The following is a 20,718-nucleotide window of genomic DNA, read 5'->3' on the forward strand; positions in this document are numbered from 1 at the left end:
TTTCTCTCTCCCTGTTGTGTGGTCGTATCTTTGGTCGGTTATTGGACAAATCCCGCAAGGCGCGGGACCGTCAGCGAAAGCGCCGGGATGAAGGTGATCAGGAAGATCACCACCACCTCGACAGCCAGAAATGGCAGGATGGCCTTGGCAATCGTTTCGACCCGTTCGCCCGAGACCGAGCTTGCGACGAACAGCACCAGCCCCATCGGCGGCGTGGCAAGGCCAACGGTCAGGTTGACCGACATGATGATCGCGAAATGTACCGGGTCGATGCCAAGGCTGACAAAGATCGGCCCAAGGATCGGGCCAAGGATGATGATTGCGGGGCCGGCGTCCAGAAACATGCCGACGACGAACAGCAGCAGGTTGATCAGGAACAGCAGGATCAGTGGATTGTCGCTGAGCGCGAGGATAAAGGCGGCCAGATGTTCGGGGGCGTGGGACAGGCTTACCACCGTCTTGAACGCCATGGCGGCCCCGACCAGCAGCAGCACCACCGCCGATGTCATGGCCGCGCGGGACAGCACGTCGGGCAGGTCGCGCAGGGTCAGCGTGCGCAGGACGAACATGCCGATGAGGATGGCATAGGCGACGGCGATGGCTGCGGCTTCGGTCGGGGTGAAGACGCCGCCAAGGATGCCGCCAAGGATGATCACTGGTGTGAGCAGCGGAAAGAATGCCTTGAGCGACGCCTGCCCGCGTTCGGGCCAGGTCGCCTTGGTCCGTGACGCGGGGAAATCGTAGCGGTTGGCCATGACCTTGACCATCAGCATCAGCCCCAGCCCGACGAGGATGCCCGGGACGATCCCGGCCAGAAACAGCGCGGCGACGGATTCACCCATGACATAGGCATAGATGATCATGATGCCAGAGGGCGGGATGATCGGGCCGATCACGGATGAGGCGGCGGTGATGGCGGCGGCGAAACGGCGGGTATAGCCCTCACGCTCCATCGCGGGGATCAGCATCGACCCCAGCGCAGATGTATCCGCCACGGCAGAGCCGGAAAGCCCCGCGAAGAGCATCGAAGACAGGATGTTCACATGGGCAAGGCCACCGCGAAAGTGGCCCATCATGGCCTGCGAAAACTCGACCAGCCGCAGGGTGATGCCGCCGCGGTTCATGAGTTCCCCGGCCAGCATGAAGAACGGAATGGCCATGAGAGGGAAGCTGTCCATGCCGTTGTAGACATTGCGGTAAAGCAGCGACAGATCGCGTTCCTGGCCGTTCAGCAGCAGCAGGATTCCGGGTGCGGCAAGCATTCCAAAGAACACCGGCAGGCCCAGCATGAGGAACAGCAGAAACAGGGGCAGGAACCAGACCAGCATCTATTCGACCCTCAACTCGGCATCCATCACCGGACGCAGGCGCGCGCCATGCCCCAGCATGGCGATCAGGGACCGCAGAACCAGTTCCACATTCACCGCCAGCAGCAGGATCAGCCCGGTGTAAAGCGACAGATACATCCAGGCGAGCTTGATCTTGAAGCCCTTCATGCCGATCCATTCCATCGGGACGCGCAGGGACGAAGACGCAAACATCCATCCCGAGGTGACGTGCTTCTGACCCAGTTCCAGACCCATGATCAGGACCGCGCCGGACAGCAGCAGCAGGAGCAGCGACAGCGCCGCGCCAAGGCTGCGCGGCAGCAGGGCTGTCAGCATGTCGATGGCAACGAATCCGCCCCGACGGTAGGCCGAAGGCGCAATCAGCCCCGTCATCCAGAGCATGAGGAACCGTGCGGCCTCTTCCGGCCAGGGCAGGGCGTTGTTCAGGACGTAGCGGAAAAACACCTGCAACAGGATGCAGACCACCATCAGCGCAATCGCGACAATGGCCAGCGCGCGGCCCAGCCGCAGCACGTGGTCCAGCGCTATTTGCAGGGGGCGTAGAATCCCCAGCAACATGGCCATCGGTCTCCTCCTCCCACTCATGCCCCCACGTTTTGTTGTCTCTGAGGGCGGTCTATGACGCTGGTGCAAAGCCCCCGTAAGTGCCGCCAAAGAACAGCAGCGGCGTGCCGGGGCGCGTGGTCACGCGCGTCACACGCGCCACGATGATCGTATGGTCGCCGCCTTCATGTTCAGCGGTCTTTTCGCATTCAAAGCGGGACAGGCAGCCGCTGAGCAGTGGCACGCCATGCGCCCCTGTCGTCCAGTCGAATTCATGGAAGGCATCGCCGCTGCGGGCAAAACCCTTGCAATGGTCCAGCTGATCGTCGCCGATCACATGGATCGCGAAGTGCTCTGCGGCGGCGTAAAACGGGTAGCGCGAAGACGATTTGGCCGGCGACCAGAGCACCAGCGGCGGGTCGAGCGACAGGCTTGCAAAGCTGTTGGCGGTGATCCCCAGCGGGCCGTCATTGGTCGCGCAGGTGACGATGGTGACGCCGGTGCCGAACTGGCCAAGCGCCTCGCGGAAGGTGCGGGCATCCTCTGTCGCTGGATCAAAGCTGAGGGATGGAGCGGTCATGCCGGGGCCTTTTTTTGCGGGGACATGGCGCTACGGCACTTCTTCGCCAATGGCGTGGGTATAGATTTCAAACCAGGTCTCCCGATCCATGTTGATCTTGGCAGCATCACCGATGCGGGCGATGCGGTCCAGATTGTTGGTGCCGAGAACAGGTAGGATGCGCGCGGGATGTGCCAAGAGCCAGGCGATGGCGGCGGCGGTTTCATCCGTGCCGTGCGCCGCGCCAACGTCCTTGAGCGCGGTCAGCAGAGAGGCATGTTTGGTGTCAAAGAACAGCGAGCCACCACCAAGCGGCGACCAGGCCATCGGCGGGACGCCACGTTCCTGCAAAAAGGCGATGTCACCATTGGTGAATGCGCCATATTCCAGCAGCGAAATCTCGATCTGGTTGGTACAGAGCGGTGTCTTCATCGCCGATTGCAGCAGGGTCCAGTCCCATGGCCGGAAGTTCGACACGCCCACGGCGCGGACCTTGCCGGAGGCAACCAGTTCATCCAGCGCGGTGCCCGTTTCAACATGGTCCATCAGCGGGTCGGGGCGGTGGATCAGCAGCACGTCGATATAGTCGGTCTTCATCAGCCGCAGGGAATGGTCGACCGAGGCAAGGATATGTGCGCGGCTGGTGTCGTAATGTTTGACACGCGCATTCGAATACCGCCCCGCAGGCGCAACGATGTCGCATTTGGTGATGATTTCAATCTTGGCGCGCAGGGAGGGTGTCAGCGCGTCGCCCAGGATCTCTTCGGCCATGTAGCCGCCGTAGATGTCGGCCTGATCGATGGTGGTGATGCCCTGATCCAGACAGGCGTCGATCTTGGCGCGCACATGCTGGGGGCCGTGATCCTTGTCATCGCCAAGCCGCCACATGCCATAGACAAGGCGGCTGAACGTGACATCGGGGGTCAGGGAAATGCGGTCCATCAGCGTCTTTCTCCTACGCCAAGCGGCGTTTGGGGTGTCGTTGCAGGCACGCGACCGTAGGCGTGCGGAAGCGAACAGGTTTTCATCTGCGGCAATACGCGGCTGCCAAAGTGCCTGCATTCGTCGATATGCGGATAGCCCGACAGGATAAAGGCCCGGATGCCCATTTTCTGGTAACTTTCCAGTTCTGACAGCACCTGATCGGTCGACCCCACCAGCGCCGCGCCGCAGCCTGACCGGGCGCGGCCCACGCCTGTCCACAGATGCGGCTCGATAAAGCCTTCCATATCGGCCAGCTCGCGGTTTTTTGCCTGATGCGACACACCCAGCGACCCGGCATCCAGCGCCCGGTCGCGGATCACCTTGCCCTGATCATCGTCAAGCTGGCTGACAAGGTGGCGGGCGTATTCGCGGGCCTCGGCCTCGGTGTCGCGGACGATGACGTGGACGCGCAGGCCATAATCCAGCGTGCGGTTGTATCTGGCCGCGACCGCGTGAACATCCTGCATGCGTTGGGCAAGGGCGTCCTTGGTTTCGGGCCACATGAGGTAAACGTCGCAGTGCTGGCCGCACAATTCCAGCGCATCCGGTGAATAACCGCCGAAATAAAGCAGCGGGCCGCCGGTCTGGTAAGGTTTGACCGGGTCGGTGGTCAGGCCTTTGAAATCATAGACATCGCCGGTGTAATTGATCTCGTCCCGGGTCCAGGCCTGTTTCAGGATCTCGACCACCTCGCGCGACCGCTGGTAGCGAAAGGGCGAGGGTTCCTTTTGCCCCGGGAAGTCCGACGAGATGATGTTCACCGTCAGACGCCCCTGCAACATGTGATCCAGCGTCGCGATGGTGCGGGCCAGCATGATCGGCTGCATCTCTCCACAGCGCACGGCGGCCAGCATGTTGATGCGGTCGGTGATCGGTGCGCAGCCCGCGACAAAGGACAGGGTGTCCTGCCCGACCTGATAGGACGAGGGACAGAGGATGTTGCGAAAGCCCTGCGCCTCGGCCTCTTTCACGATGTCCGAACAATGTTGCCAGCTGGAGCGCAGCGCCCCGTCGGGCACACCCAGATAGGCATAATCGTCCGAGCAGAGGGCCGAGAACCAGGACACCTCGGCGGCGTCAAGATCGGGCGAAGTGATGGGCACGACGGTCATCTGGGCACTTTCCGGGTAGCCGGGTTTTCACTTGCGTAGCATCGTCAATGATGTAGATCAATAGTGTATCAATATCCTCTGGATGCGCCCAGCCGTGACTGCCGACCGCCATGCCCTTCCGCTCTATGTGCAGCTGAGCGAGATGCTGATCCGCGAAATCAGCGCGGGGCGGCTGGTCAGTGGCGAGCGGCTTCCGCCCGAGCGTGAGATGGCGGCGCAGCTTGGCACCTCGGTCGGGACGCTGCGCAAGGCGCTGGCCGATCTGACCGACAAGGGCCTGCTGGAACGCGTGCAGGGGTCGGGCAACTATGTGCGTGCGAAACCGGACGCCAAGTCGGTCTATTCCTTCTTTCGGGTCGAGCTTCTGGAGGGTGGCGGGTTGCCGCGCGCCGAATTGCTGGATGTGGCGCGGGTGGCCAAGGACGCCGGGTTGCCTGCTTTTGGCACCGCGCCCGATGCCCACCGCATCCGCCGCCTGCGCAGCCTGAACGCCACCCCCGCCGTGCTTGAGGAAATCTGGCTTGATGGCGCTTACGCCGATCGGCTGGACCCCGGGGAGATGTCGGAATCCCTCTACCTCTATTACCGCGAAGCACTGGGCCTGTGGATCACACGGGTGGAGGACCGCGTCGGTCTGGGCAGGGTGCCGGATTGGGCACCGGACAGGCTTGGCCCGCGCCCGGGGCAACCCTGCGTGATGGTCGAACGGATCAGCTGGGGGCAGGACGGCGCGCGGGCCGAGGTGTCGCGCAACTGGATAGACACAACCGTGGCGCGCTATGTGGCGCGCCTGGCGTAAGGGCGGAACGCATGAAGACGATCAACTATGGCATTATCGGCTGCGGCATGATGGGGCAGGAGCATCTGCGCAACATCGCCTTGCTTGACGGTGCCCGCGTCGCCGCGATCTATGAACCCGACGACGCGATGGCGCAGGCCGCGCTGGATCTGGTGCCCGCCGCGCAGCGTATGCCTTCGATTGAGGCGTTGCTGGACCTGCCCGATCTTGACGCGCTGGTGATGGTGTCGCCCAACCATCTGCATCTGGCGCAGCTGGAACTGATCGCGGCGCTGCGCCCTTTGCCCGTGCTGGTGGAAAAGCCGCTTTATACCAACACAGAGGATGCCGCGCGGGTGCGGCACATCATGGAAACCTACCCGGCGCCGGTCTGGGTGGCGATGGAATACCGCTATATGCCGCCCATCGCGGCGCTTCTGGATCAGGCGCAGGCGGCCACTGGCGGCGTGCAGATGCTGACCATCCGCGAACACCGGTTCCCGTTCCTGGAAAAGGTCGGCGACTGGAACCGGTTCAACCGCAATACCGGCGGGACGCTGGTTGAAAAGTGCTGCCACTTCTTTGACCTGATGCGGCTGGTACTGAAGTCAGAGCCTGTGCGCGTGATGGCCAGCGGCGGGCAGGCGGTGAACCACAAGGACGAAAGTTACGGCGGCGAGGTGCCCGATGTCTGGGACCATGCCTATGTGATTGTCGATTTCGCCTCTGGTGCCCGTGCAATGTTGGAATTGTGCATGTTCGCCGAAGGCAGCCGGTATCAGGAAGAGATCAGCGCGGTCGGCCCGACGGGCAAGATCGAGGCGCTTGTGCCCGGGCCGGGACGGTTCTGGCCGGTGCAACTGGGCAGTCCACCGGTACCGCAGTTGATCGTCAGCCCGCGTATGCCGAAAGGGCCGCAGCGGATCGAAATTCCGGTCGACCCCACGCTGTTGGCCGCGGGGGATCACAACGGATCGACCTTTTATCAGCATCAGCGTTTTCTGGCTGTGGTGCGTGGCGGCGGATCGCCCGAGGTCAGCCTGAGTGACGGCTATGCCGCCGTGCGGATGGGGCTGGCCGCGCAGGAATCCGCGTCGACCGGTCAGGCCGTGAGCCTTGCACCAGAGGCTTAGTACGACCTAGGCGGTGCGCCGGGCGATTGTGGGTCGCTTTTGGTCGCATCGAAGGATAGCTGAGCAGCGGGATCAGCTGAAAAGGAGCCGGGATGGCCTGTGTATTATGCGGCGCCGACGAAGCGCGCGAATTTACCGTCGCACCAAAGCAAGTCGAAGTGGCGGTCTGCGATACCTGTCGGGATGGACTTGAGAACGGCCCGCAGGATGTGCCGCACTGGCAATGCCTGAACGAGGCGATCTGGTCCGAGGAGTCAGCGGTCAAGGTGCTGGCCTGGCGTCTGCTGAACGCGCTGGATGCCCTATGGGCGAAAGAGCTGTTGGAAATCGCCTATCTTGAACCCGATGATCTGGACTGGGCACAGGCGGGCGTGACGGAAGCGCCGGATGTGGTGCATCGCGACAGCAACGGGGTGGTGCTGGTGCAGGGTGACACGGTGGTGCTGATCAAGGATCTGAACGTCAAGGGTGCGGGTTTTACCGCCAAGCGGGGCACATCGGTGCGGGGCATTTCGCTGGTGGCGGACAATGCCGAGCATATCGAGGGCCGTGTCGAGGGGCAGCGCATCGTGATCCTGACGCAGTTCGTCAAGAAGTCCTGAACGCGGCCCACTGGTGTCTGAATATCGCAGGCGCGCAGTTCAGGCGGCGGTATCGAGCCAGATCGTGACGGGACCGTCGTTGATGAGGCTGACAGCCATGTCCGCGCCAAAGCGCCCGGAGGCGACGGGAATGCCCTGCGACTGGATGCAGCCCGCGAAGTATTCATATAGGCGGCGGCCGTCCTCAGGCGGGGCAGCGGTGGAAAAGCCGGGGCGGTTGCCGCGCGAGGTGTCGGCGGCGAGGGTGAACTGGCTGACGACAAGTGCCGCACCACCGGTGTCGAGGACCGAGCGGTTCATCTTGCCCGCGTCGTCGGTGAAAATCCGCAGCTTCGCGATCTTGGCGGCGAGCTTGTCTGCCTCGACCTCGGTATCGCCGTGCATGGCGCAGATGAGGATCAGCAGCCCGGGACCGATTTCCCCCAGAACGGCACCTTCGACAGTCACCGAGGCGTGAGTGACCCGTTGCAGCAGTGCCCTCACAGTTCGTTCAGCCATGGGGGATTGGCCCCGGCGCGGCTGACGGTGATGGCGGCGGCGCGGGCACCCAGTTCGACGGCGGGTTTCAGGCTGTCCAGCGTCGCCGCGCGCAGGGTGGCGCGGTCCAGCAGGCCATCGCGGGCTAGCCCGGCCAGCAGACCGGCGTTGAAGGTATCGCCCGCGCCAACGGTGTCCACGACGGTGGCCTTGGTGGCGGGCACGCGCAGGGTTTCGGTGGCGGTGGTGGCATCCACGCCTTCGGCGCCGCGGGTGACCAGCACAAGGGCCGCACCATCGGCAATCAAGGCTTCGGGCGTGGTGCCGATCCAGGCCATATCCTCGTCCGAGACCTTGATGATATCGGCGCGGGGCAGCATGGCGGTCAGACGGTTGCGATAGGCGTCTTCGTCGGTGATGAAACCGGGCCGGATGTTCGGATCTATCATTATCACGCGCTTGCCCGCTTCGCGCAGGCAGAGCATCGTATAGGTGGCTGCGGCAGGTTCGGAAACAAGGCTGATACCGCCAAAAAACAGGGCCTTGACCGTGTCGTGCAGGTCAGGAAGGTCCTGCGCGGTGAGCATCCGGCCGGCGGTCATTTCGTCATAGAACGCATATTGGGCATGGCCGTCAGTGAGCGTCACAAAGGCCAGCGTTGTGGGCCGGTCGCTGCGCGGGGACAGGGAATAATCCACCTGCGAGGCATCAAGAGACGCGCAGAGCTGGCTGCCGAACAGGTCGGTCGACAGGCCGCCGAAATAGCCCGCCGGCGCGCCAAGACGACCCAGGGCGATGGCCGTGTTGAAAACCGCCCCACCCGGCAGAGGCGCAAAGGCCGGTTCGCCTGCCACGGTTACGCGCGGCAACATGTCGATCAGGGATTCGCCGCAGCACAGGATCATGGGGACCTCCGGTTTGTGTTTGCGCTAAACTGCCTTGTGGAGGCTGCGGGGGCAAGCCCCTGTGCAGCCTGAGCGTGGAAGGGAGCGGTGGCCCGGACCTACTGGTTCATCGCGATCACATAGCCCACGCCGGCCGCGACAATCGCCCCCAGAATCACGGCCAAGGCGATCTTCCAGGCGGACCAGGGGCGTTCGCCCTGCACCCGGCCGGTCTGGCCGTTGACCACGAACCGGTAGGTCTGACCACGGTATTTGTAGGCCGCCAGCCAGACCGGCAGCAGCACATGTTTGAAGGTTACGGCACTGACATCGGTATCAAGGCTGTGGATGCGCTGCTGATCGCCGCCGATGTCGAACTTCACGTCCCGCGCGATCTGCTGATCCATCAGGGTGCGCGCCTCGGTAAAACCGGTGTCGAGGTCGACGGTATAGCCCTCGGCCCGGAAGCCGGCCAGGAATTCGGGGCGATAGGGTTCAAGCCGGGTCAGATCCCAGGGTTGCAGCGCATCGGTGAACCGCTTGGGCAGCGAGGTCGAGGCCAGCACCAGAACATCGTCAAAGAACCGGGCGACGCGGCCGGAAACCGGGTGCCAGCGGATCTTCTGGACGCGCTGCATCTGGGGTTTGCCGTCGCGCATCACGGTGCGGGTTTCGTAATAGATCGTGCCGCGTTCGCCCCGGTAACTGGATTTGGTGTCGGCGTCATAGGTCCAGTAGGGGACGTAAATCCCCTGCATCCGGCGGCCCTTGCGGGCATAATCCGTAAGGCCGTTTGGCGCGAACCAGAGACCACCCAGCCAGTCCGTCATCGCGGTCTTGGCCTTGGGTTCATCAAGTTCGAACGGCAGCACGCCGCGTGGTTTGATATGGCGGTGGATGCCGGTGTCGGCCACCACGGGCGTGGCGCAGAACGGGCATTCGGTGGCGTGGACATCCGGGTCGAATTCCACCTGTGCTGCGCAGTTGGGACAGGTGGTGACGCGGGTTTCCTCAATCTCTTGCAGCGGCAGAAGGTTGTCGAGCGCGCGGCGGAAATCCAGCTCCTTGATCCCGGCGCCCCAAGGGCCGCTGGTGCCTTCGACCTTTTGGGTGTTTCCGCAGTGGTCGCAGACCAAAAGCCCCTGCGCCGGGGCAAAACGCATGTCCGAGCCGCAGGCATCGCAGGGGAAACGGTGCTCGTGTATCGGTGCGGTCGGCGGGGTGTCGGACATGGACTTTTTGCTTCCGGCGGGAATGTTCAGCGGCGGATGAAGTCGGGGGTCAGCTGCCCGGCGGGGGCGGCGGCAGCACGGTGAAAAGCTGGGCCAGTTCGGTCACATCCTCGGCCCGCAGCCAGCCATCCTGACCGGCGGTCCAGACATAGGTTTCGCGGCTGAGGTCACCGGCTGCGGCCATGCGGCCAAGCGCTGCGCGCGAGAAGGGGCCTTTGGTCTGGCCGCTCTCGGCGATGTGCCAGACGTGTTCGACCGGCGGCGGGGGCGGCGCTGCCGCGGGCTGCGGCTGAGCGGGGGCGGTGCCCCAGGGGCCCTGACTGGCCATCTGGCCCGCCATCGCCATGCCCATGCCTGCCCCCAGACCAGCGGCCATGCCACCACCGGCGGGGTTGTTGGCGGCGGCGGTCATTGCCTCGGCTGCGGAATATTGGGTGAACTTGCCCAGATCGCCCGCGAGGCCCATCGATGTACGTTTATCCAGCGCCTGTTCCACGGCGGGGGGGAGCGAGATGTTTTCGATATACATCTCGGGCATGGTCAGGCCGTAGCCCGCGATGGTTTTTGACACCTCGCCGGCAACCAGCTTGCCCAGATCGCCCGTGTTGGCCGCCATATCCAGCACCGGAATGCCGGACGAGGCGAGCACGCGCGACACCTCTTGCACGATGATGTTGCGGATCTGAAAGCTGATCTCATCCATGGTGAATTCGCCGTCTGTCCCGACAATCTCGGTCAGGAACTTTGCGGCATCCGTCACGCGGATGGCATAGGTGCCAAAGGCCCGCAGGCGGACCGGTCCGAATTCCGGATCGCGGGCGATGATCGGGTTCTTGGTGCCCCACTTCAGATCGTTGAAGCGGGTGGTGTTGACGTAATAGATTTCGGATTTGAACGGGGATTTGAAGCCGTGATCCCAGTGCTGCAATGACGTCAGGACCGGCATGTTGTTGGTTTCGAGCATATAAAGCCCCGGCGTGAACACATCCGCCAGCTGCCCTTCGTGCACGAAGACCGCCGCCTGACCTTCGCGCACGGTCAGTTTGGCACCGTACTTGATTTCGTGGCCCTCGCGTTCGAAACGCCAGACCATCGTGTCGCGGGTGTCGTCGGTCCACTGGATGACGTCGATGAACTGTCCGCTGAGAAAGTCGAAAATGCCCATGTCATGGTCTCCTGTCGGTGATTGGCGTCAGCTTGGTCCGCCGACGTAACGCGCTGCAAGCTCCATCACGATGGGGCGGGCTTCTTCGGCGGTCATGCCGGGGGTCAGGCGGGGGTCGTACAGCATCTTGAGAAGAAGTTCGTCATGCCGGGTGAGCAGGGCGAATTCGTCGTCGTCATTGAAGATCGACGGGCGGGCCTGCGGACTGTCGTTGGCCAGCCCCAGACCCTGTGCCACCTCTTCGTGGACGCAGGATCGCATCAGCAGGCCTGGATGTTCGGCCCGGACCAGCGCTATGGCCTTGCCGTAGTTGTACCCGCCGTTGTCCACGGAAAAGGCGATGACGAGGCAGTGGATCGCCCGCGGCATGTTGTCAAAGATCCGCAGCGAGGTCGGGTTGATGTCCGGCACAAGGTCCAGGATGCGCGGCACCACCAGTGCGCGGTCATCCTCGCTCATGAACAGGACGTGAAAGTTGGGATTGCTGTCGGACATGGTGATGGAATGGCCGGTCACATTGGCAAGGCGGCTGACATAACGCGACAGCATGGCGCTGTCCTTGCGGCGTTCCGCATCGGTGACAGATGGGCCGAATTCGGCCGTCACGCGCACCGGCTGGGTCCATTTCTTGATCCGTCCCAGCCGCCCCGATGATGGGCGAAAACCCTGACCGCGTTCGTATTCCTCGGCCAGAGCAATTTGTTCGAAGTCGCGCACCAGCATCGTGTCGGTAAAGGGCGTATCGGGTCCGCCACCGTCCATGCGCAACAGGCCCTGCGACAGCAGATCGGCCTGAACGCGCGCGTAGTAACTGGCGAGCGCGGCGCTGGCTGGTGAGGGCACATGCCTGGCCTCTGGTTTGACGGTATCCAGAGGCGCGACAACGGCCGAACGCTCCTGCGGCGTGGGATCCGGCGGAACAGTCGGCAGAGGTTCGCAGGCCACGAGGGCCAGCAAGGTAAGGAAGACTGTAAGTCCGCGCCGGATCATATCAGGCCTTCGGAACCGAAGTACCGGTGGTGTCGCCCCGGCCATCACCGCGTGCCTTGGCCGCGGCCAGCGTGTCGCGCAGTTCGGCCTCCATCTTCTTCAGTTCATCTTCGGCCTTTGCACGGCGGGCTTTGCCTTCGTCCGCGATCTGGAGGCTCTCGTTGATGGTGCCGATCAGGTCGGCATTGGCCTGCTTGACCGCTTCGATGTCAAAGACGCCGCGCTCCATCTCCTGACGGATCATCTTGTTGGAATCGCGCAGGTTCTTGGCGTTCGAGGTGAGCAGTTCGTTGGTCAGGTCATTCGCCTCGCGCACGGCATTCGCTGCTTCGGCAGAGCGCTGGATGGTGACGGCCTGTGCCAGCTGGGTTTCCCAGAGCGGTACGGTGTTCACCAGCGTGGAGTTGATCTTGGTGACAAGGCTCTTGTCGTTTTCCTGTACCAGCCGGATCGACGGCAGCGACTGCATCGTCACCTGACGGGTCAGTTTCAGGTCATGCACCCGGCGTTCCAGATCGTCGCGCGCGGCGCGCAGATCACGCAACTCCTGCGCCTTCATGACCTGATCCGGCTCGGGTGCGGCCTTGACCTCGGCATCCTTGGCGGGAATGTCGACCTCGTCCAGATTCTTGAGCTTTTCGGTGCCCGCAGCGATATAGAGCGCGAGTTCATCATAGAAATCGAGGGTCTTTTCGTAGAGCAGATCCAGCGATTTGATGTCCTTGAGCAGGGTGTATTCGTGTTTCTGCAGGTCTTCGGTCACGCGGTCGATCTGCAACTGGACCTGTTCGAACCGGGCGGTGAACTTGGCAAAGGGCGCGGCCCGGCCCAACAGCTTTTCCCACCAGCTGCGGTCACGCCGCACGTCCAGTTCCGAGACCGAAAAGCCGCGGATCGCGCTGACCATCGTGCGCAGTGAATCACCTGCCGGGCCGACGTCCTTGTTGCGCACACCGGCCAGCATGGCCTGACTGATTTCCTGCAATTCCGCCTGCGCGGCAGAGCCGAAGGACACGATGGACTGGGTGTCGGCCATGTCGATTTCGGCCATGCGCGACCGGATTTCCTCGCCGGAATGGGCGTCGGCCTGTTCCAGTGGCACGATGGCGTTGGCATCTTTCGGCTCGGGCAGAATCACGGCGTTGACTTCTTCGACAAGAGCCAGCGTTTCCTGCGCCTTGGCGCGGACATTCTCAGACATGGCAAATCCTCATTTCTGGAACGGGGGCCCCTAGTCGAGGCGCACCCCTTCGCGTTGCAGACGGTCGCGCAGGACCTCGATCTCGACGTTGAGATCACTGTTGGAATCCAGCAGCAGTTTTCTGGTTTTCGCGCCGAACGTCTCTTCGAGATCGGTCAGCAGCATCATGTAATCGGCGCGGGCCTTGGCATCGCGGGTGCGGGAATGGACATCGGCAAACTTCACCGACGCATCGCGCGCGCCCATGAGATAAACGCCAAGGAACTTGCGCGCGGCGGTCAGGTCGCGGGGGTCTTCTTCGACCGTGCGCAGCAATTCACGGGCGCGGATCTGAAACCGTTCGACGCGGGCCTCGACCTGACGGTCCCCGGCGCGGGTTACGGCGTCGGTCATGTCAGCAAGGTATTTCTCGGCCTCGTCCACGACGCGGGCAACGCGGTCCTGCTGGAAGGTGTCGATGCCTTCCATTCCCTTGCTTTTCAGCGGGTCCAGTCCAAAAGCACCGATATGCAGTGCGCCGGTGGCGATGCCATAGATCAAAGGTGCCGCAAGGCCGGGATCAGCCTTGAAGGCCGCCAGAGCGGCACCGATGCCTGCCAGCATTGCGGCCATGATCTTGCGTGGGAAGGCCGGACGGCGGGCAACGCGGCGGGCGTTGTATTCCGCCTCGGCGCGCAATCCGTCGCGCAGCAGCCAAGCCCCAAGGGTCAGCGATGCCGCCCCAAGAAGGCCAATGGCCAGACCGGTGGCGCCTGCGGTGAGTGACGTAAAGGCAAGAAGGACTGGGGGCAGAAACAAAAGGTTGCTGCGTGCGCCAACCGGATCGATCCGCGCACCGTCATAGGCCGGGCGGTCGGTGTCGGATGGCCCTGTGTCGTCCGGGCTGTACTTGCCGCCAAAGCGTTGCGCCATGACCTAAAGCCCCCCGAGAAAGCCTGAGCTTACCCCAAAAAGGAGCACAATCAGAAGGACATAGGCCACTTTCTGTAGGCCGGTGCCTGACATGTCACCCCCTAGGCATAACAACTACAGGTGAACTTAGGTGAATCGCCGCACGCTTGCTAGGGGGAAAGGCGAAACTGTGCTCTCAGGCGGCGTTTTCATGCTTCATTCGATCAATTAGCAACTCTGCCTCAAGTTCGAAACTGTCGTTGCGCGTGGCCAGCCCCTGATGGCGGGCGCGGGATTCGAAGACCGTCGCCATGGTTGACAGCTGGTTGATATAACGCTGACGGGCAAAGTTGCGGCATGCGCTGTTCCAGCTCTCATCAAGACGGTCAGCTTCGTGGGCGGACATGTGCAGGAATTTCATCAATGGTTTTCTTACCGACTGGATCGCTATCGGATCCTGGGACAATGTCCGCACCAGACGATTGACTGCACTGCGCACGGCTTCGGTGCGACGGCTTAGGTCACTGTCATCCAGGTGGTGGATTCGCAGCACAAGTTCGTCCAGCGTGCGCTCAGTGTAGTTCGTCAGATCCTGCACCCGCTGGCGCAAAAGATAATCGGGGGTTTCAACGCCCTTGTCGTTCATCGGATCAACGCCAAAGGCGAGGACGCAAAGACCCATGGCAAGCGCGCCACAGGCAACGGCTGGCATGATCTCTGAGAATTTCAGCACGCCCATGGCCAGTACCAGAGCGCTTATAATCACAGATCCCAAGAGTTTGCGCGGCAACCGCGGTTTGCGGGCGACCTCGGCGGCGTCATATGCCGCCTCACGACAGGAGCCTTCTGCGATCAGCCCCAGGGCCAGGGTAAAAAGCGTCAGAAAGCCAAAAGCCAGAAAGATGCCCGACACGGATGCATGCAGAACCCAGACGAATAAGGGGCAGGCGGAAACAAACAACAGGCTGAGGGGGGGGATTTGCCCCTTGTATTCGCAGGGTTTTGTAAAGCTGCGGATCATGTGTTTTGCTCCTGTTTGGCTCATAGCACTGTCACGGTGAAAATCAGCACCCAGAGAGCCCCGAACGCCAGAATTTGCCAGACGCGGCCAGAGCCGATGACCCTGGACGTTGCGTCGCGCATGGCTTGCAGCGTGTCGATGGCGATCAGTTTGAGATCTGACATTACCAGCAGCATCGAGGCGAGCAGAACGGCTATGGCGATTGATGTTGTTATCATGCCGGAACATTTGCCGGTGAAATCAGGCAAAAAAACGGCAGAGCCAGGTTAAAGGCTCGTTAAAAAATTTCATGTTTAACAAAGTGTTAACGCGGTCGGCGCCAAGGCGCCGGGCCGCTAGCGATCATCCGTTCCCGGGCCGGTACGGCGGCGCCGCTTGGGCACGGGCTTGGCCGGTGCGTCGGGGGCAGGGCCATCCAGTCCCAGCTGATCGCGCAGGATCTTGCGGCGCACTTCCTCGACCGCGCCCGGTTTCAGCTGACCCAGCTGGAACGGACCGTAAGAGGTTCGGATCAGGCGGTTCACGCCAAGGCCGATATCTTCCATCGCGCGGCGGATTTCGCGGTTCTTGCCTTCACGCAGGCCCACGGTGAGCCAGGCATTCGCGCCCTGTTGCCGGTCGATGCTTACGATCATCGGCAGATATCGTTGACGATCTATGACCAGCCCGTCACGCAGGGGTTTGAGCATCTCATCATTGGGCCGTCCGTTGACCCGCACGCGGTATTTGCGCAGCCATCCGGTGCTGGGCAGTTCCAGCTTGCGCTTGATGCCGCCGTCATTGGTCAGCAGCAGCAGGCCTTCGGAATTGAGGTCGAGCCGGCCGACGGACATCACCCGGGGCATATCCTCGGGCAGGTCGTCATAGATGGTCATCCGCCCCTGTTCGTCCTTCGTCGTCGTCACCCGGCCTGTCGGCTTGTGATACAGCCAAAGGCGGGCGGCATCGGGCGCACCCAGCGGTTTGCCATCGACGGTGATCTTGTCCTTGTCGGTGACGTTCAGCGCGGCGCGGGTGATGACCTTGCCGTTGACGGCGATGCGCCCCAACTCGATCATGCGTTCGGCTTCGCGGCGGCTGGCAACGCCTGCGCGGGCCAATACCTTGGCGATGCGGTCTCCGGGGGTGGTGCTCTGGGGCTGTGTGTCTTTGCTCATTTCCATCCGCTAGCCTATATTGCGCGCTTGGGAAAGAGCGCCGCTGCGCAAGGGATGATCAATGACGTTTACCAGCCAGATGCAGGCCGCTTTGACCGAGGCACGCGCCGCAGGTGCGCGCGGCGAGGTGCCGGTGGGCGCTGTGATCGTCGATTCGGCGGGCCGGGTGGTGGCGACGGGGGGCAATCGGACGCGCGAGGGGCACGATCCCACCGCCCATGCCGAGATCGTGGCGATTCGCGCGGCCTGTGCGGCCTTGGGGGTGGAACGGCTGGTGGACCACGATCTGTATGTGACGCTGGAGCCCTGCGCGATGTGCGCGGCGGCGATATCGGCGGCGCGGATCCGGCGGGTGTATTACGGCGCGGCGGACCCGAAATCGGGCGGCGTCGCGCATGGCGCGCGGGTGTTCACCCATCCGCAGTGCCATCATGTCCCCGAGGTTTATGACGGCATCAGCGCAGAGGACTCGGAATCCCTGCTGCGTAGGTTTTTTGAGGAGCGTCGCGGGGATGCGTAAGGATGACATGCCACATAAGGGCCGGGTGATCCTGCTCAACAAACCCTATGGTGTGCTGTCACAGTTCACCGACAAGGGCACAGAGGGCAGCACGCGTGCGACGCTGTCAGATTATGTTGATGTGCCAAAGGTTTACGCCGCAGGTCGTCTGGACCGGGACAGCGAGGGGCTGCTGGTTCTGACTGACGACGGGGCGTTGCAGGCGCGGATCGCCAACCCGAAATTCAAGCTGGAAAAAACCTATCTGGTGCAGGTCGAAGGCACGCCTACGGATGCCCAGATCGCCGATCTGCGCAACGGTGTCATGCTGAAGGACGGGCTGACCCGACCGGCGCGGGTTTCGCGGATCGACCTCCCGGAACTGTGGCCCCGTGACCCGCCGGTGCGGTTTCGCAAGACGGTGCCCGACGGCTGGCTGCGCATCACGATTTCCGAAGGGCGCAACCGGCAGGTGCGGCGCATGACGGCGCATGTGGGGCTGCCCTGTCTGCGGCTGGTGCGCTGGTCGGTGGGAGCGTGGTCGCTGGATGGAATCGACCCCGGAACATGGATCGACGGGGCGGTTTGACGCCGTATGGTCAGCGTATGGAAACCGTATGGTTCCCGTATGGCTGGCATATGGCTGTCGCGCAGTTTCGGGGGCAGAGGGGGCTGTCGGCCCCCACCCGGCCAAGGCCGAGCCCCCGGGGATATTTATCGGCAGATGGAACAGGACGCCGGTCCTGTTTTCTCTGGGTCCTGCATATCCGGCCTTACGTATCAGACGTACCAACCCCAGCCGAGGGCAGGTACGATTGATCGAAATTTTGACGCTTCTCTCAGCTTTATCTCACGATCCGAAATGCGGAGAGCTCAAACATTTGGTGTTGCCAAGGCCCGAAGAATCCACGCCGCTCTTCGATTTGGAAGGATCTTGTCTCAACCCCGATAGGCGAATCCTTGGCTAGTCCAGTCCTGTAGGTGATACAGAACAAAAAACTGACCTTTTTCCCATCAACCACCTTCTTTTCGATCCTCCCATCAGCATTGCTGGTAATATCATAGGCGCTAGTCGTAAATCCGCGATACTTTACATTGTCAGTTCTTTCACCTGGAAAGATGATCGGAACCGAGCCCGCTCCATGCTTCAAAAGGCAATTTTCAGTGAATTCCTCAGCTTCGCCAAGAATGCCAAAAAAATCTTTACTTTTCAGTATCTTGCCGTGCGAGGCGATAGCGTAGGCTGGGGTTTTGCCTTTGTTGGTGAGGTTGTAGTTCCACGCTATTGTGCCTTGAAATCCGCCGGTGTCAGAAAAATGGCAAAGAAAATCACGCTCAAGGGTAATCCACGGACGTTGTTCGTGGCGCATGATCAGGTTAGCTTCAATAGCGGCGTCCGCAGCCTTGATGGCTGCAATATTTGTCCTGTTAGCTTGTAAAAGAGTACCATAAAGCAGGCCAGCGGCAATAATTGTGAACGCCATCATGAGCCACTGCGCGATGCTATCGTGCAAGCCGAAGCACAGGCCAAACCATGGCCCCCATACTGGCTCATTCCCATCGCCGCATTGGCTTGGCTTGTTGACGCTTTGGTCTACAGCATCGGGCAAATAAGCAACGTCTTGCTGACCATGTGAAACGAGTAGCGGCAGTAGTATTGCCAAACATATCCCGACGGTCAGTCCAATCGCAAATGTTCCGTCCCGATAGCCCTTAAACATTGCAACATAAACGCCGTTGGAAACTCCCCCCTTGGAAAGCTTGTTCGCGACGTTCACCTCTTTCTCGCTGATTCCAATAGCGGCCAGCTTTTCAACAAGTTGAGCGTAAGTCACTCCTTTTCGCTTCATGTCAACCTTGAGGATGTTCGCTGGCGTGGCTTCCCGCTCTGTCTGCACAGCACCAAAAGCGCGCCGTCGATGATCTTGCCCTGCATGACTCAAGGGTGATTCACATGGGCCGGAATGTCAGCTGGGTGCTGGTGCGATTGAGACGTAAGGTCGGTTTTTTGCTCCCCGGGGAGGGTCAAGGTGACGGGGGCTGGATCAGACCCACTTGGCCATTGGCGGCAGGCTCATCAACACGGCGTTGGCGTCATGGCCGGTTTCGAGGCCGAACTTGGTGCCGCGGTCATAGACGAGGTTGTATTCCGCATAGAGGCCGCGGTGCACCAGTTGCGTGTCCTTGTCGGCGTCGTCCCACGGGGTGGCGCGGCGCTTTTCGATCAGTGGCACAAAGGCGGGCAGGAAGGCGCGGCCGATGTCCTGGGGGAGGGCAAAGTCAGCCTCCCAATCGCCGGTGTTGTGATCGTCCATGAAGATGCCGCCAACGCCGCGCGCGCGGTTGCGGTGAGGGATGTAGAAATACTCATCCGCCCATGCCTTGAGCCGTGGGTAAAGGTCGGTGCCGTGCGGATCGAGATGTGCCTTTTGGGTGGCGTGGAAATGCGCGGTATCCTCGGCATATTCGATGCAGGGGTTGAGGTCAGAGCCGCCGCCGAACCACCAGGCCTGCGGGGTCCAGAACATGCGGGTGTTCATGTGTACCGCCGGGGCATGCGGGTTCTGCATATGGGCGACAAGGGAGATGCCGCTGGCCCAGAAACGCGGGTCTGCGTCCATGCCGGGAATGCCCTTGCGCGCGGCCATGGCGGCCTGCGCCCGGGGGGCGAGGGTGCCATAGACGGTCGAGACGTTCACGCCGACCTTTTCAAACACCCGCCCGCCGCGCATCACGCTCATCAGCCCGCCGCCTGCATCCGATCCGTCGTCGGATTTGCGTTTGGTTTCCGTGACTTCGAATCTGCCGGGGGCCATGTCCGACAGCGGGCCGGTGGTGTGGCTGTCTTCCAGCCCCTCAAAGGCGGCCACGATCTGGTCGCGCAATTCGCGGAACCATGCAGCGGCGCGGGTTTTCTGGGGGGCGAGGTCGTTGGTCATGTCACTGTCCTGTCTGATTGGCGCGGGTCTATCGCCTATCGGCGCGTAGGTGAAGCATCAGGTAGCGGGACAGCGCCGGAGAATCCTTGATCTGGGACAAACCGGGGTGAGGTTGCGGGGGCTTTGTCGACGGGGGTTGTCAGGTGAATGCGGGCGCTTGATCAAAAGGCGGCGAAGGGCAGGTTCGAGCCCAGACTACCGATATTCTGCAAAGTCGCGAATGTCTGCTAACGTCACGCAGTCAAAAACCTTCAACAACCATCGAGGTTTTGAATGGGGTTTTTGGCAGCGTAAACTGAGGTGGTTTGAGGCCGTTCCAAAAACGAGGGTTTTTGGAACGGCTCGCCAAGATGAGCAACATTAACAAAGTCGGTCGCAATTTTATGCGAGTTTTGTTGCTAGACCTTCGTCATAGAACGACTGGTACAGCTAAGACTGTCCAGTGCTTGGCATGACCAATAACTTCAGCACCTTCATTTAACCGATCACGTATCGCACCCCGCTCGTGTTTTGGGCAGGCGATAAGAAATGTTCCATTGTTAACTGGCTCACGAATTGCCTCATTTTCTCGGATAACTTGGCAAACGTCGTCAGGATTTGGATAAGGCCGCACCGAAGATAACCCCGAAGCGCTTGGCTCAGTGTAATCAGAGGTCGTCGGATTAGCCCCAAAATCCATATTTGGCGCACAACCTGCCAGCGCGAGCGTTGAAGTAACCAAAATAATTCTGGAGAATTTCATGCGCATTACCTCATCAATGTAAGATTACCATTATAAGTTTAAACCAACACACCGCATTTATTTAGTCAACCAGCACGCGAACCAGTCGTTCGTCGCGCTAGCACAGCCTTCCCAAAAACGACATGGTGTGATTGCGGCGGTCGCTCTCCAGTGGCGAACAAGGTCCGGTTTGTTGGCCTCATGGATATAAGCCGTGAGGAGAACGACCTATGGAACATTATGCTGGTTTGGATGTGTCACTGAAAGAAATTTCGATCTGCGTTGTCGATCATGATGGCAAGACCGTCGCGCGCGGGACGTGCCCTGCGGACCCGGAAGGCGTTGCAGGTTGGTTTCGCAACCGATCGCTCACGCCACACCGGATCGTAAGCGCCGCGCCATCGCCCTCATTGTTTGAAGCTGCCGACTGTCTGAGATGCGCCCTGCATAGCAGGAGGTGTCTTATGGATCGTGATGTACA

23 protein-coding genes and 1 pseudogene are annotated in these 20,718 nt (G+C 61.5%); 6 read left to right on the forward strand and 18 right to left on the reverse strand.

Annotated features, from left to right (window positions below; translation table 11 throughout):
- Positions 1–38: 38 nt before the first annotated feature.
- From CHB75_RS18090 to CHB75_RS18110, 5 genes are read right to left on the reverse strand one after another with little or no spacing between them, the layout of a single operon-like run.
- Complete coding sequence (locus CHB75_RS18090) at positions 39–1,328, reverse strand: TRAP transporter large permease (RefSeq protein WP_089273083.1); 1,290 nt, start codon at positions 1,326–1,328, stop codon at positions 39–41.
- On the reverse strand, positions 1,329–1,913 hold the full coding sequence (locus tag CHB75_RS18095; RefSeq protein WP_089273085.1) for a TRAP transporter small permease: 585 nt from the start codon (positions 1,911–1,913) through the stop codon (positions 1,329–1,331).
- 52 nt (positions 1,914–1,965) lie between these two features.
- Complete coding sequence (locus CHB75_RS18100) at positions 1,966–2,472, reverse strand: flavin reductase family protein (RefSeq protein ID WP_089273087.1); 507 nt, start codon at positions 2,470–2,472, stop codon at positions 1,966–1,968.
- Between the two features lie 30 nt (positions 2,473–2,502).
- Complete coding sequence (locus CHB75_RS18105; protein WP_089273089.1) at positions 2,503–3,393, reverse strand: aldo/keto reductase; 891 nt, start codon at positions 3,391–3,393, stop codon at positions 2,503–2,505.
- The gene (locus tag CHB75_RS18110; RefSeq protein ID WP_089273091.1) at positions 3,393–4,547 is read right to left on the reverse strand and encodes an LLM class flavin-dependent oxidoreductase; all 1,155 of its coding nucleotides are present in this window, start codon (positions 4,545–4,547) and stop codon (positions 3,393–3,395) included. Before CHB75_RS18110 ends, CHB75_RS18105 begins: the two co-directional genes overlap by 1 nt.
- Before the next feature lie 94 nt (positions 4,548–4,641).
- On the opposite strand from CHB75_RS18110, the gene CHB75_RS18115 reads away from it, so the two are divergent.
- The 3 genes from CHB75_RS18115 (at position 4,642) to CHB75_RS22525 (ending at position 7,060) form a co-directional block, all read left to right on the forward strand.
- Entirely contained in the window at positions 4,642–5,346 is a 705-nt protein-coding gene (locus CHB75_RS18115; RefSeq protein WP_281253238.1) for a GntR family transcriptional regulator, read from the forward strand.
- Positions 5,347–5,357: 11 nt separating this feature from the next.
- On the forward strand, positions 5,358–6,458 hold the full coding sequence (locus tag CHB75_RS18120) for a Gfo/Idh/MocA family protein (protein WP_089273095.1): 1,101 nt from the start codon (positions 5,358–5,360) through the stop codon (positions 6,456–6,458).
- A 392-nt stretch (positions 6,459–6,850) separates the two neighbouring features.
- A complete protein-coding gene (locus CHB75_RS22525) occupies positions 6,851–7,060 on the forward strand; it encodes an alkylphosphonate utilization protein (RefSeq protein WP_425439518.1) in 210 nt (69 codons plus the stop codon).
- A gap of 39 nt (positions 7,061–7,099) precedes the next feature.
- Here the strand turns inward: CHB75_RS22525 and dtd are convergent, their stop codons facing one another.
- The 10 genes from dtd to CHB75_RS18175 form a co-directional block, all read right to left on the reverse strand.
- A complete protein-coding gene (gene dtd, locus CHB75_RS18130) occupies positions 7,100–7,543 on the reverse strand; it encodes a D-aminoacyl-tRNA deacylase (RefSeq protein ID WP_089273099.1) in 444 nt (147 codons plus the stop codon).
- The gene (locus CHB75_RS18135) at positions 7,540–8,442 is read right to left on the reverse strand and encodes a carbohydrate kinase family protein (RefSeq protein WP_089273101.1); all 903 of its coding nucleotides are present in this window, start codon (positions 8,440–8,442) and stop codon (positions 7,540–7,542) included. The genes dtd and CHB75_RS18135 overlap by 4 nt, the downstream gene beginning before the upstream one ends.
- Positions 8,443–8,540: 98 nt before the next feature.
- Positions 8,541–9,653 carry a TFIIB-type zinc finger domain-containing protein gene (locus tag CHB75_RS18140; protein ID WP_089273103.1) on the reverse strand — a complete coding sequence of 371 codons (1,113 nt, stop codon included), beginning with the start codon at positions 9,651–9,653 and terminating at the stop codon, positions 8,541–8,543.
- A 49-nt stretch (positions 9,654–9,702) separates the two neighbouring features.
- Entirely contained in the window at positions 9,703–10,818 is a 1,116-nt protein-coding gene (locus tag CHB75_RS18145) for an SPFH domain-containing protein (protein WP_089273105.1), read from the reverse strand.
- 27 nt (positions 10,819–10,845) lie between these two features.
- Positions 10,846–11,808: a DUF2927 domain-containing protein gene (locus CHB75_RS18150; protein WP_089273107.1), complete on the reverse strand. Its 963-nt coding sequence runs from the start codon at positions 11,806–11,808 to the stop codon at positions 10,846–10,848.
- Between the two features lies 1 nt (position 11,809).
- A complete protein-coding gene (locus CHB75_RS18155; RefSeq protein ID WP_089273109.1) occupies positions 11,810–13,009 on the reverse strand; it encodes a toxic anion resistance protein in 1,200 nt (399 codons plus the stop codon).
- 30 nt (positions 13,010–13,039) lie between these two features.
- Complete coding sequence (locus CHB75_RS18160; protein WP_089273111.1) at positions 13,040–13,921, reverse strand: 5-bromo-4-chloroindolyl phosphate hydrolysis family protein; 882 nt, start codon at positions 13,919–13,921, stop codon at positions 13,040–13,042.
- 175 nt (positions 13,922–14,096) lie between these two features.
- Positions 14,097–14,921, reverse strand: a complete 825-nt coding sequence (locus tag CHB75_RS18165) for a hypothetical protein (RefSeq protein ID WP_089273113.1) — start codon at positions 14,919–14,921, stop codon at positions 14,097–14,099.
- A 20-nt stretch (positions 14,922–14,941) separates the two neighbouring features.
- Positions 14,942–15,139 carry a hypothetical protein gene (locus tag CHB75_RS18170; protein WP_089273115.1) on the reverse strand — a complete coding sequence of 66 codons (198 nt, stop codon included), beginning with the start codon at positions 15,137–15,139 and terminating at the stop codon, positions 14,942–14,944.
- Positions 15,140–15,256: 117 nt separating this feature from the next.
- Positions 15,257–16,078, reverse strand: coding sequence for a pseudouridine synthase (locus tag CHB75_RS18175; RefSeq protein ID WP_089273117.1), 822 nt, complete (start codon positions 16,076–16,078; stop codon positions 15,257–15,259).
- 61 nt (positions 16,079–16,139) lie between these two features.
- Between CHB75_RS18175 and CHB75_RS18180 the strand changes: the two genes are divergently transcribed.
- Positions 16,140–16,598, forward strand: coding sequence for a nucleoside deaminase (locus CHB75_RS18180; RefSeq protein WP_089273119.1), 459 nt, complete (start codon positions 16,140–16,142; stop codon positions 16,596–16,598).
- Complete coding sequence (locus tag CHB75_RS18185) at positions 16,591–17,166, forward strand: pseudouridine synthase (protein WP_245841058.1); 576 nt, start codon at positions 16,591–16,593, stop codon at positions 17,164–17,166. Before CHB75_RS18180 ends, CHB75_RS18185 begins: the two co-directional genes overlap by 8 nt.
- A 256-nt stretch (positions 17,167–17,422) precedes the next feature.
- Here CHB75_RS18185 and CHB75_RS18190 read toward each other — a convergent pair whose 3' ends face one another.
- The 3 genes from CHB75_RS18190 to CHB75_RS21440 all read right to left on the reverse strand — a co-directional run bounded on the left by CHB75_RS18190 (position 17,423) and on the right by CHB75_RS21440 (position 20,258).
- Positions 17,423–18,520, reverse strand: a complete 1,098-nt coding sequence (locus CHB75_RS18190) for a DUF6471 domain-containing protein (RefSeq protein ID WP_176439192.1) — start codon at positions 18,518–18,520, stop codon at positions 17,423–17,425.
- A gap of 102 nt (positions 18,521–18,622) precedes the next feature.
- Positions 18,623–19,516 (reverse strand): oxygen-dependent coproporphyrinogen oxidase, encoded by an 894-nt coding sequence (gene hemF / locus CHB75_RS18195; protein ID WP_089273123.1) that lies wholly within the window; start codon positions 19,514–19,516, stop codon positions 18,623–18,625.
- 409 nt (positions 19,517–19,925) lie between these two features.
- Positions 19,926–20,258 (reverse strand): hypothetical protein, encoded by a 333-nt coding sequence (locus CHB75_RS21440; RefSeq protein WP_141135145.1) that lies wholly within the window; start codon positions 20,256–20,258, stop codon positions 19,926–19,928.
- Positions 20,259–20,467: 209 nt separating this feature from the next.
- On the opposite strand from CHB75_RS21440, the pseudogene CHB75_RS22155 reads away from it, so the two are divergent.
- Positions 20,468–20,718 (forward strand): annotated as a pseudogene (locus CHB75_RS22155) (hypothetical protein); the annotation flags it as partial.

Source organism: Puniceibacterium sediminis (assembly GCF_900188035.1).
GTDB lineage: Bacteria > Pseudomonadota > Alphaproteobacteria > Rhodobacterales > Rhodobacteraceae > Puniceibacterium > Puniceibacterium sediminis.

Excerpts from the sequence above, each read along its gene's own strand:
- CHB75_RS18175 (WP_089273117.1), bottom strand. The coding sequence starts at position 16,078 with ATGAGCAAAGACACACAGCCCCAGAGCACCACCCCCGGAGACCGCATC.
- hemF (WP_089273123.1), bottom strand. The coding sequence starts at position 19,516 with ATGACCAACGACCTCGCCCCCCAGAAAACCCGCGCCGCTGCATGGTTC.
- CHB75_RS18150 (WP_089273107.1), bottom strand. The coding sequence starts at position 11,808 with ATGATCCGGCGCGGACTTACAGTCTTCCTTACCTTGCTGGCCCTCGTG.
- CHB75_RS18145 (WP_089273105.1), bottom strand. The coding sequence starts at position 10,818 with ATGGGCATTTTCGACTTTCTCAGCGGACAGTTCATCGACGTCATCCAG.
- CHB75_RS18140 (WP_089273103.1), bottom strand. The coding sequence starts at position 9,653 with ATGTCCGACACCCCGCCGACCGCACCGATACACGAGCACCGTTTCCCC.
- CHB75_RS18135 (WP_089273101.1), bottom strand. The coding sequence starts at position 8,442 with ATGATCCTGTGCTGCGGCGAATCCCTGATCGACATGTTGCCGCGCGTA.
- CHB75_RS18095 (WP_089273085.1), bottom strand. The coding sequence starts at position 1,913 with ATGGCCATGTTGCTGGGGATTCTACGCCCCCTGCAAATAGCGCTGGAC.
- CHB75_RS21440 (WP_141135145.1), bottom strand. The coding sequence starts at position 20,258 with ATGAAATTCTCCAGAATTATTTTGGTTACTTCAACGCTCGCGCTGGCA.
- CHB75_RS18185 (WP_245841058.1), top strand. The coding sequence starts at position 16,591 with ATGCGTAAGGATGACATGCCACATAAGGGCCGGGTGATCCTGCTCAAC.
- CHB75_RS18100 (WP_089273087.1), bottom strand. The coding sequence starts at position 2,472 with ATGACCGCTCCATCCCTCAGCTTTGATCCAGCGACAGAGGATGCCCGC.
- CHB75_RS18170 (WP_089273115.1), bottom strand. The coding sequence starts at position 15,139 with ATGATAACAACATCAATCGCCATAGCCGTTCTGCTCGCCTCGATGCTG.
- CHB75_RS18160 (WP_089273111.1), bottom strand. The coding sequence starts at position 13,921 with ATGGCGCAACGCTTTGGCGGCAAGTACAGCCCGGACGACACAGGGCCA.
- CHB75_RS18120 (WP_089273095.1), top strand. The coding sequence starts at position 5,358 with ATGAAGACGATCAACTATGGCATTATCGGCTGCGGCATGATGGGGCAG.
- CHB75_RS18090 (WP_089273083.1), bottom strand. The coding sequence starts at position 1,328 with ATGCTGGTCTGGTTCCTGCCCCTGTTTCTGCTGTTCCTCATGCTGGGC.
- CHB75_RS18105 (WP_089273089.1), bottom strand. The coding sequence starts at position 3,393 with ATGGACCGCATTTCCCTGACCCCCGATGTCACGTTCAGCCGCCTTGTC.
- CHB75_RS18110 (WP_089273091.1), bottom strand. The coding sequence starts at position 4,547 with ATGACCGTCGTGCCCATCACTTCGCCCGATCTTGACGCCGCCGAGGTG.
- CHB75_RS18180 (WP_089273119.1), top strand. The coding sequence starts at position 16,140 with ATGACGTTTACCAGCCAGATGCAGGCCGCTTTGACCGAGGCACGCGCC.
- CHB75_RS18155 (WP_089273109.1), bottom strand. The coding sequence starts at position 13,009 with ATGTCTGAGAATGTCCGCGCCAAGGCGCAGGAAACGCTGGCTCTTGTC.
- CHB75_RS18165 (WP_089273113.1), bottom strand. The coding sequence starts at position 14,921 with ATGATCCGCAGCTTTACAAAACCCTGCGAATACAAGGGGCAAATCCCC.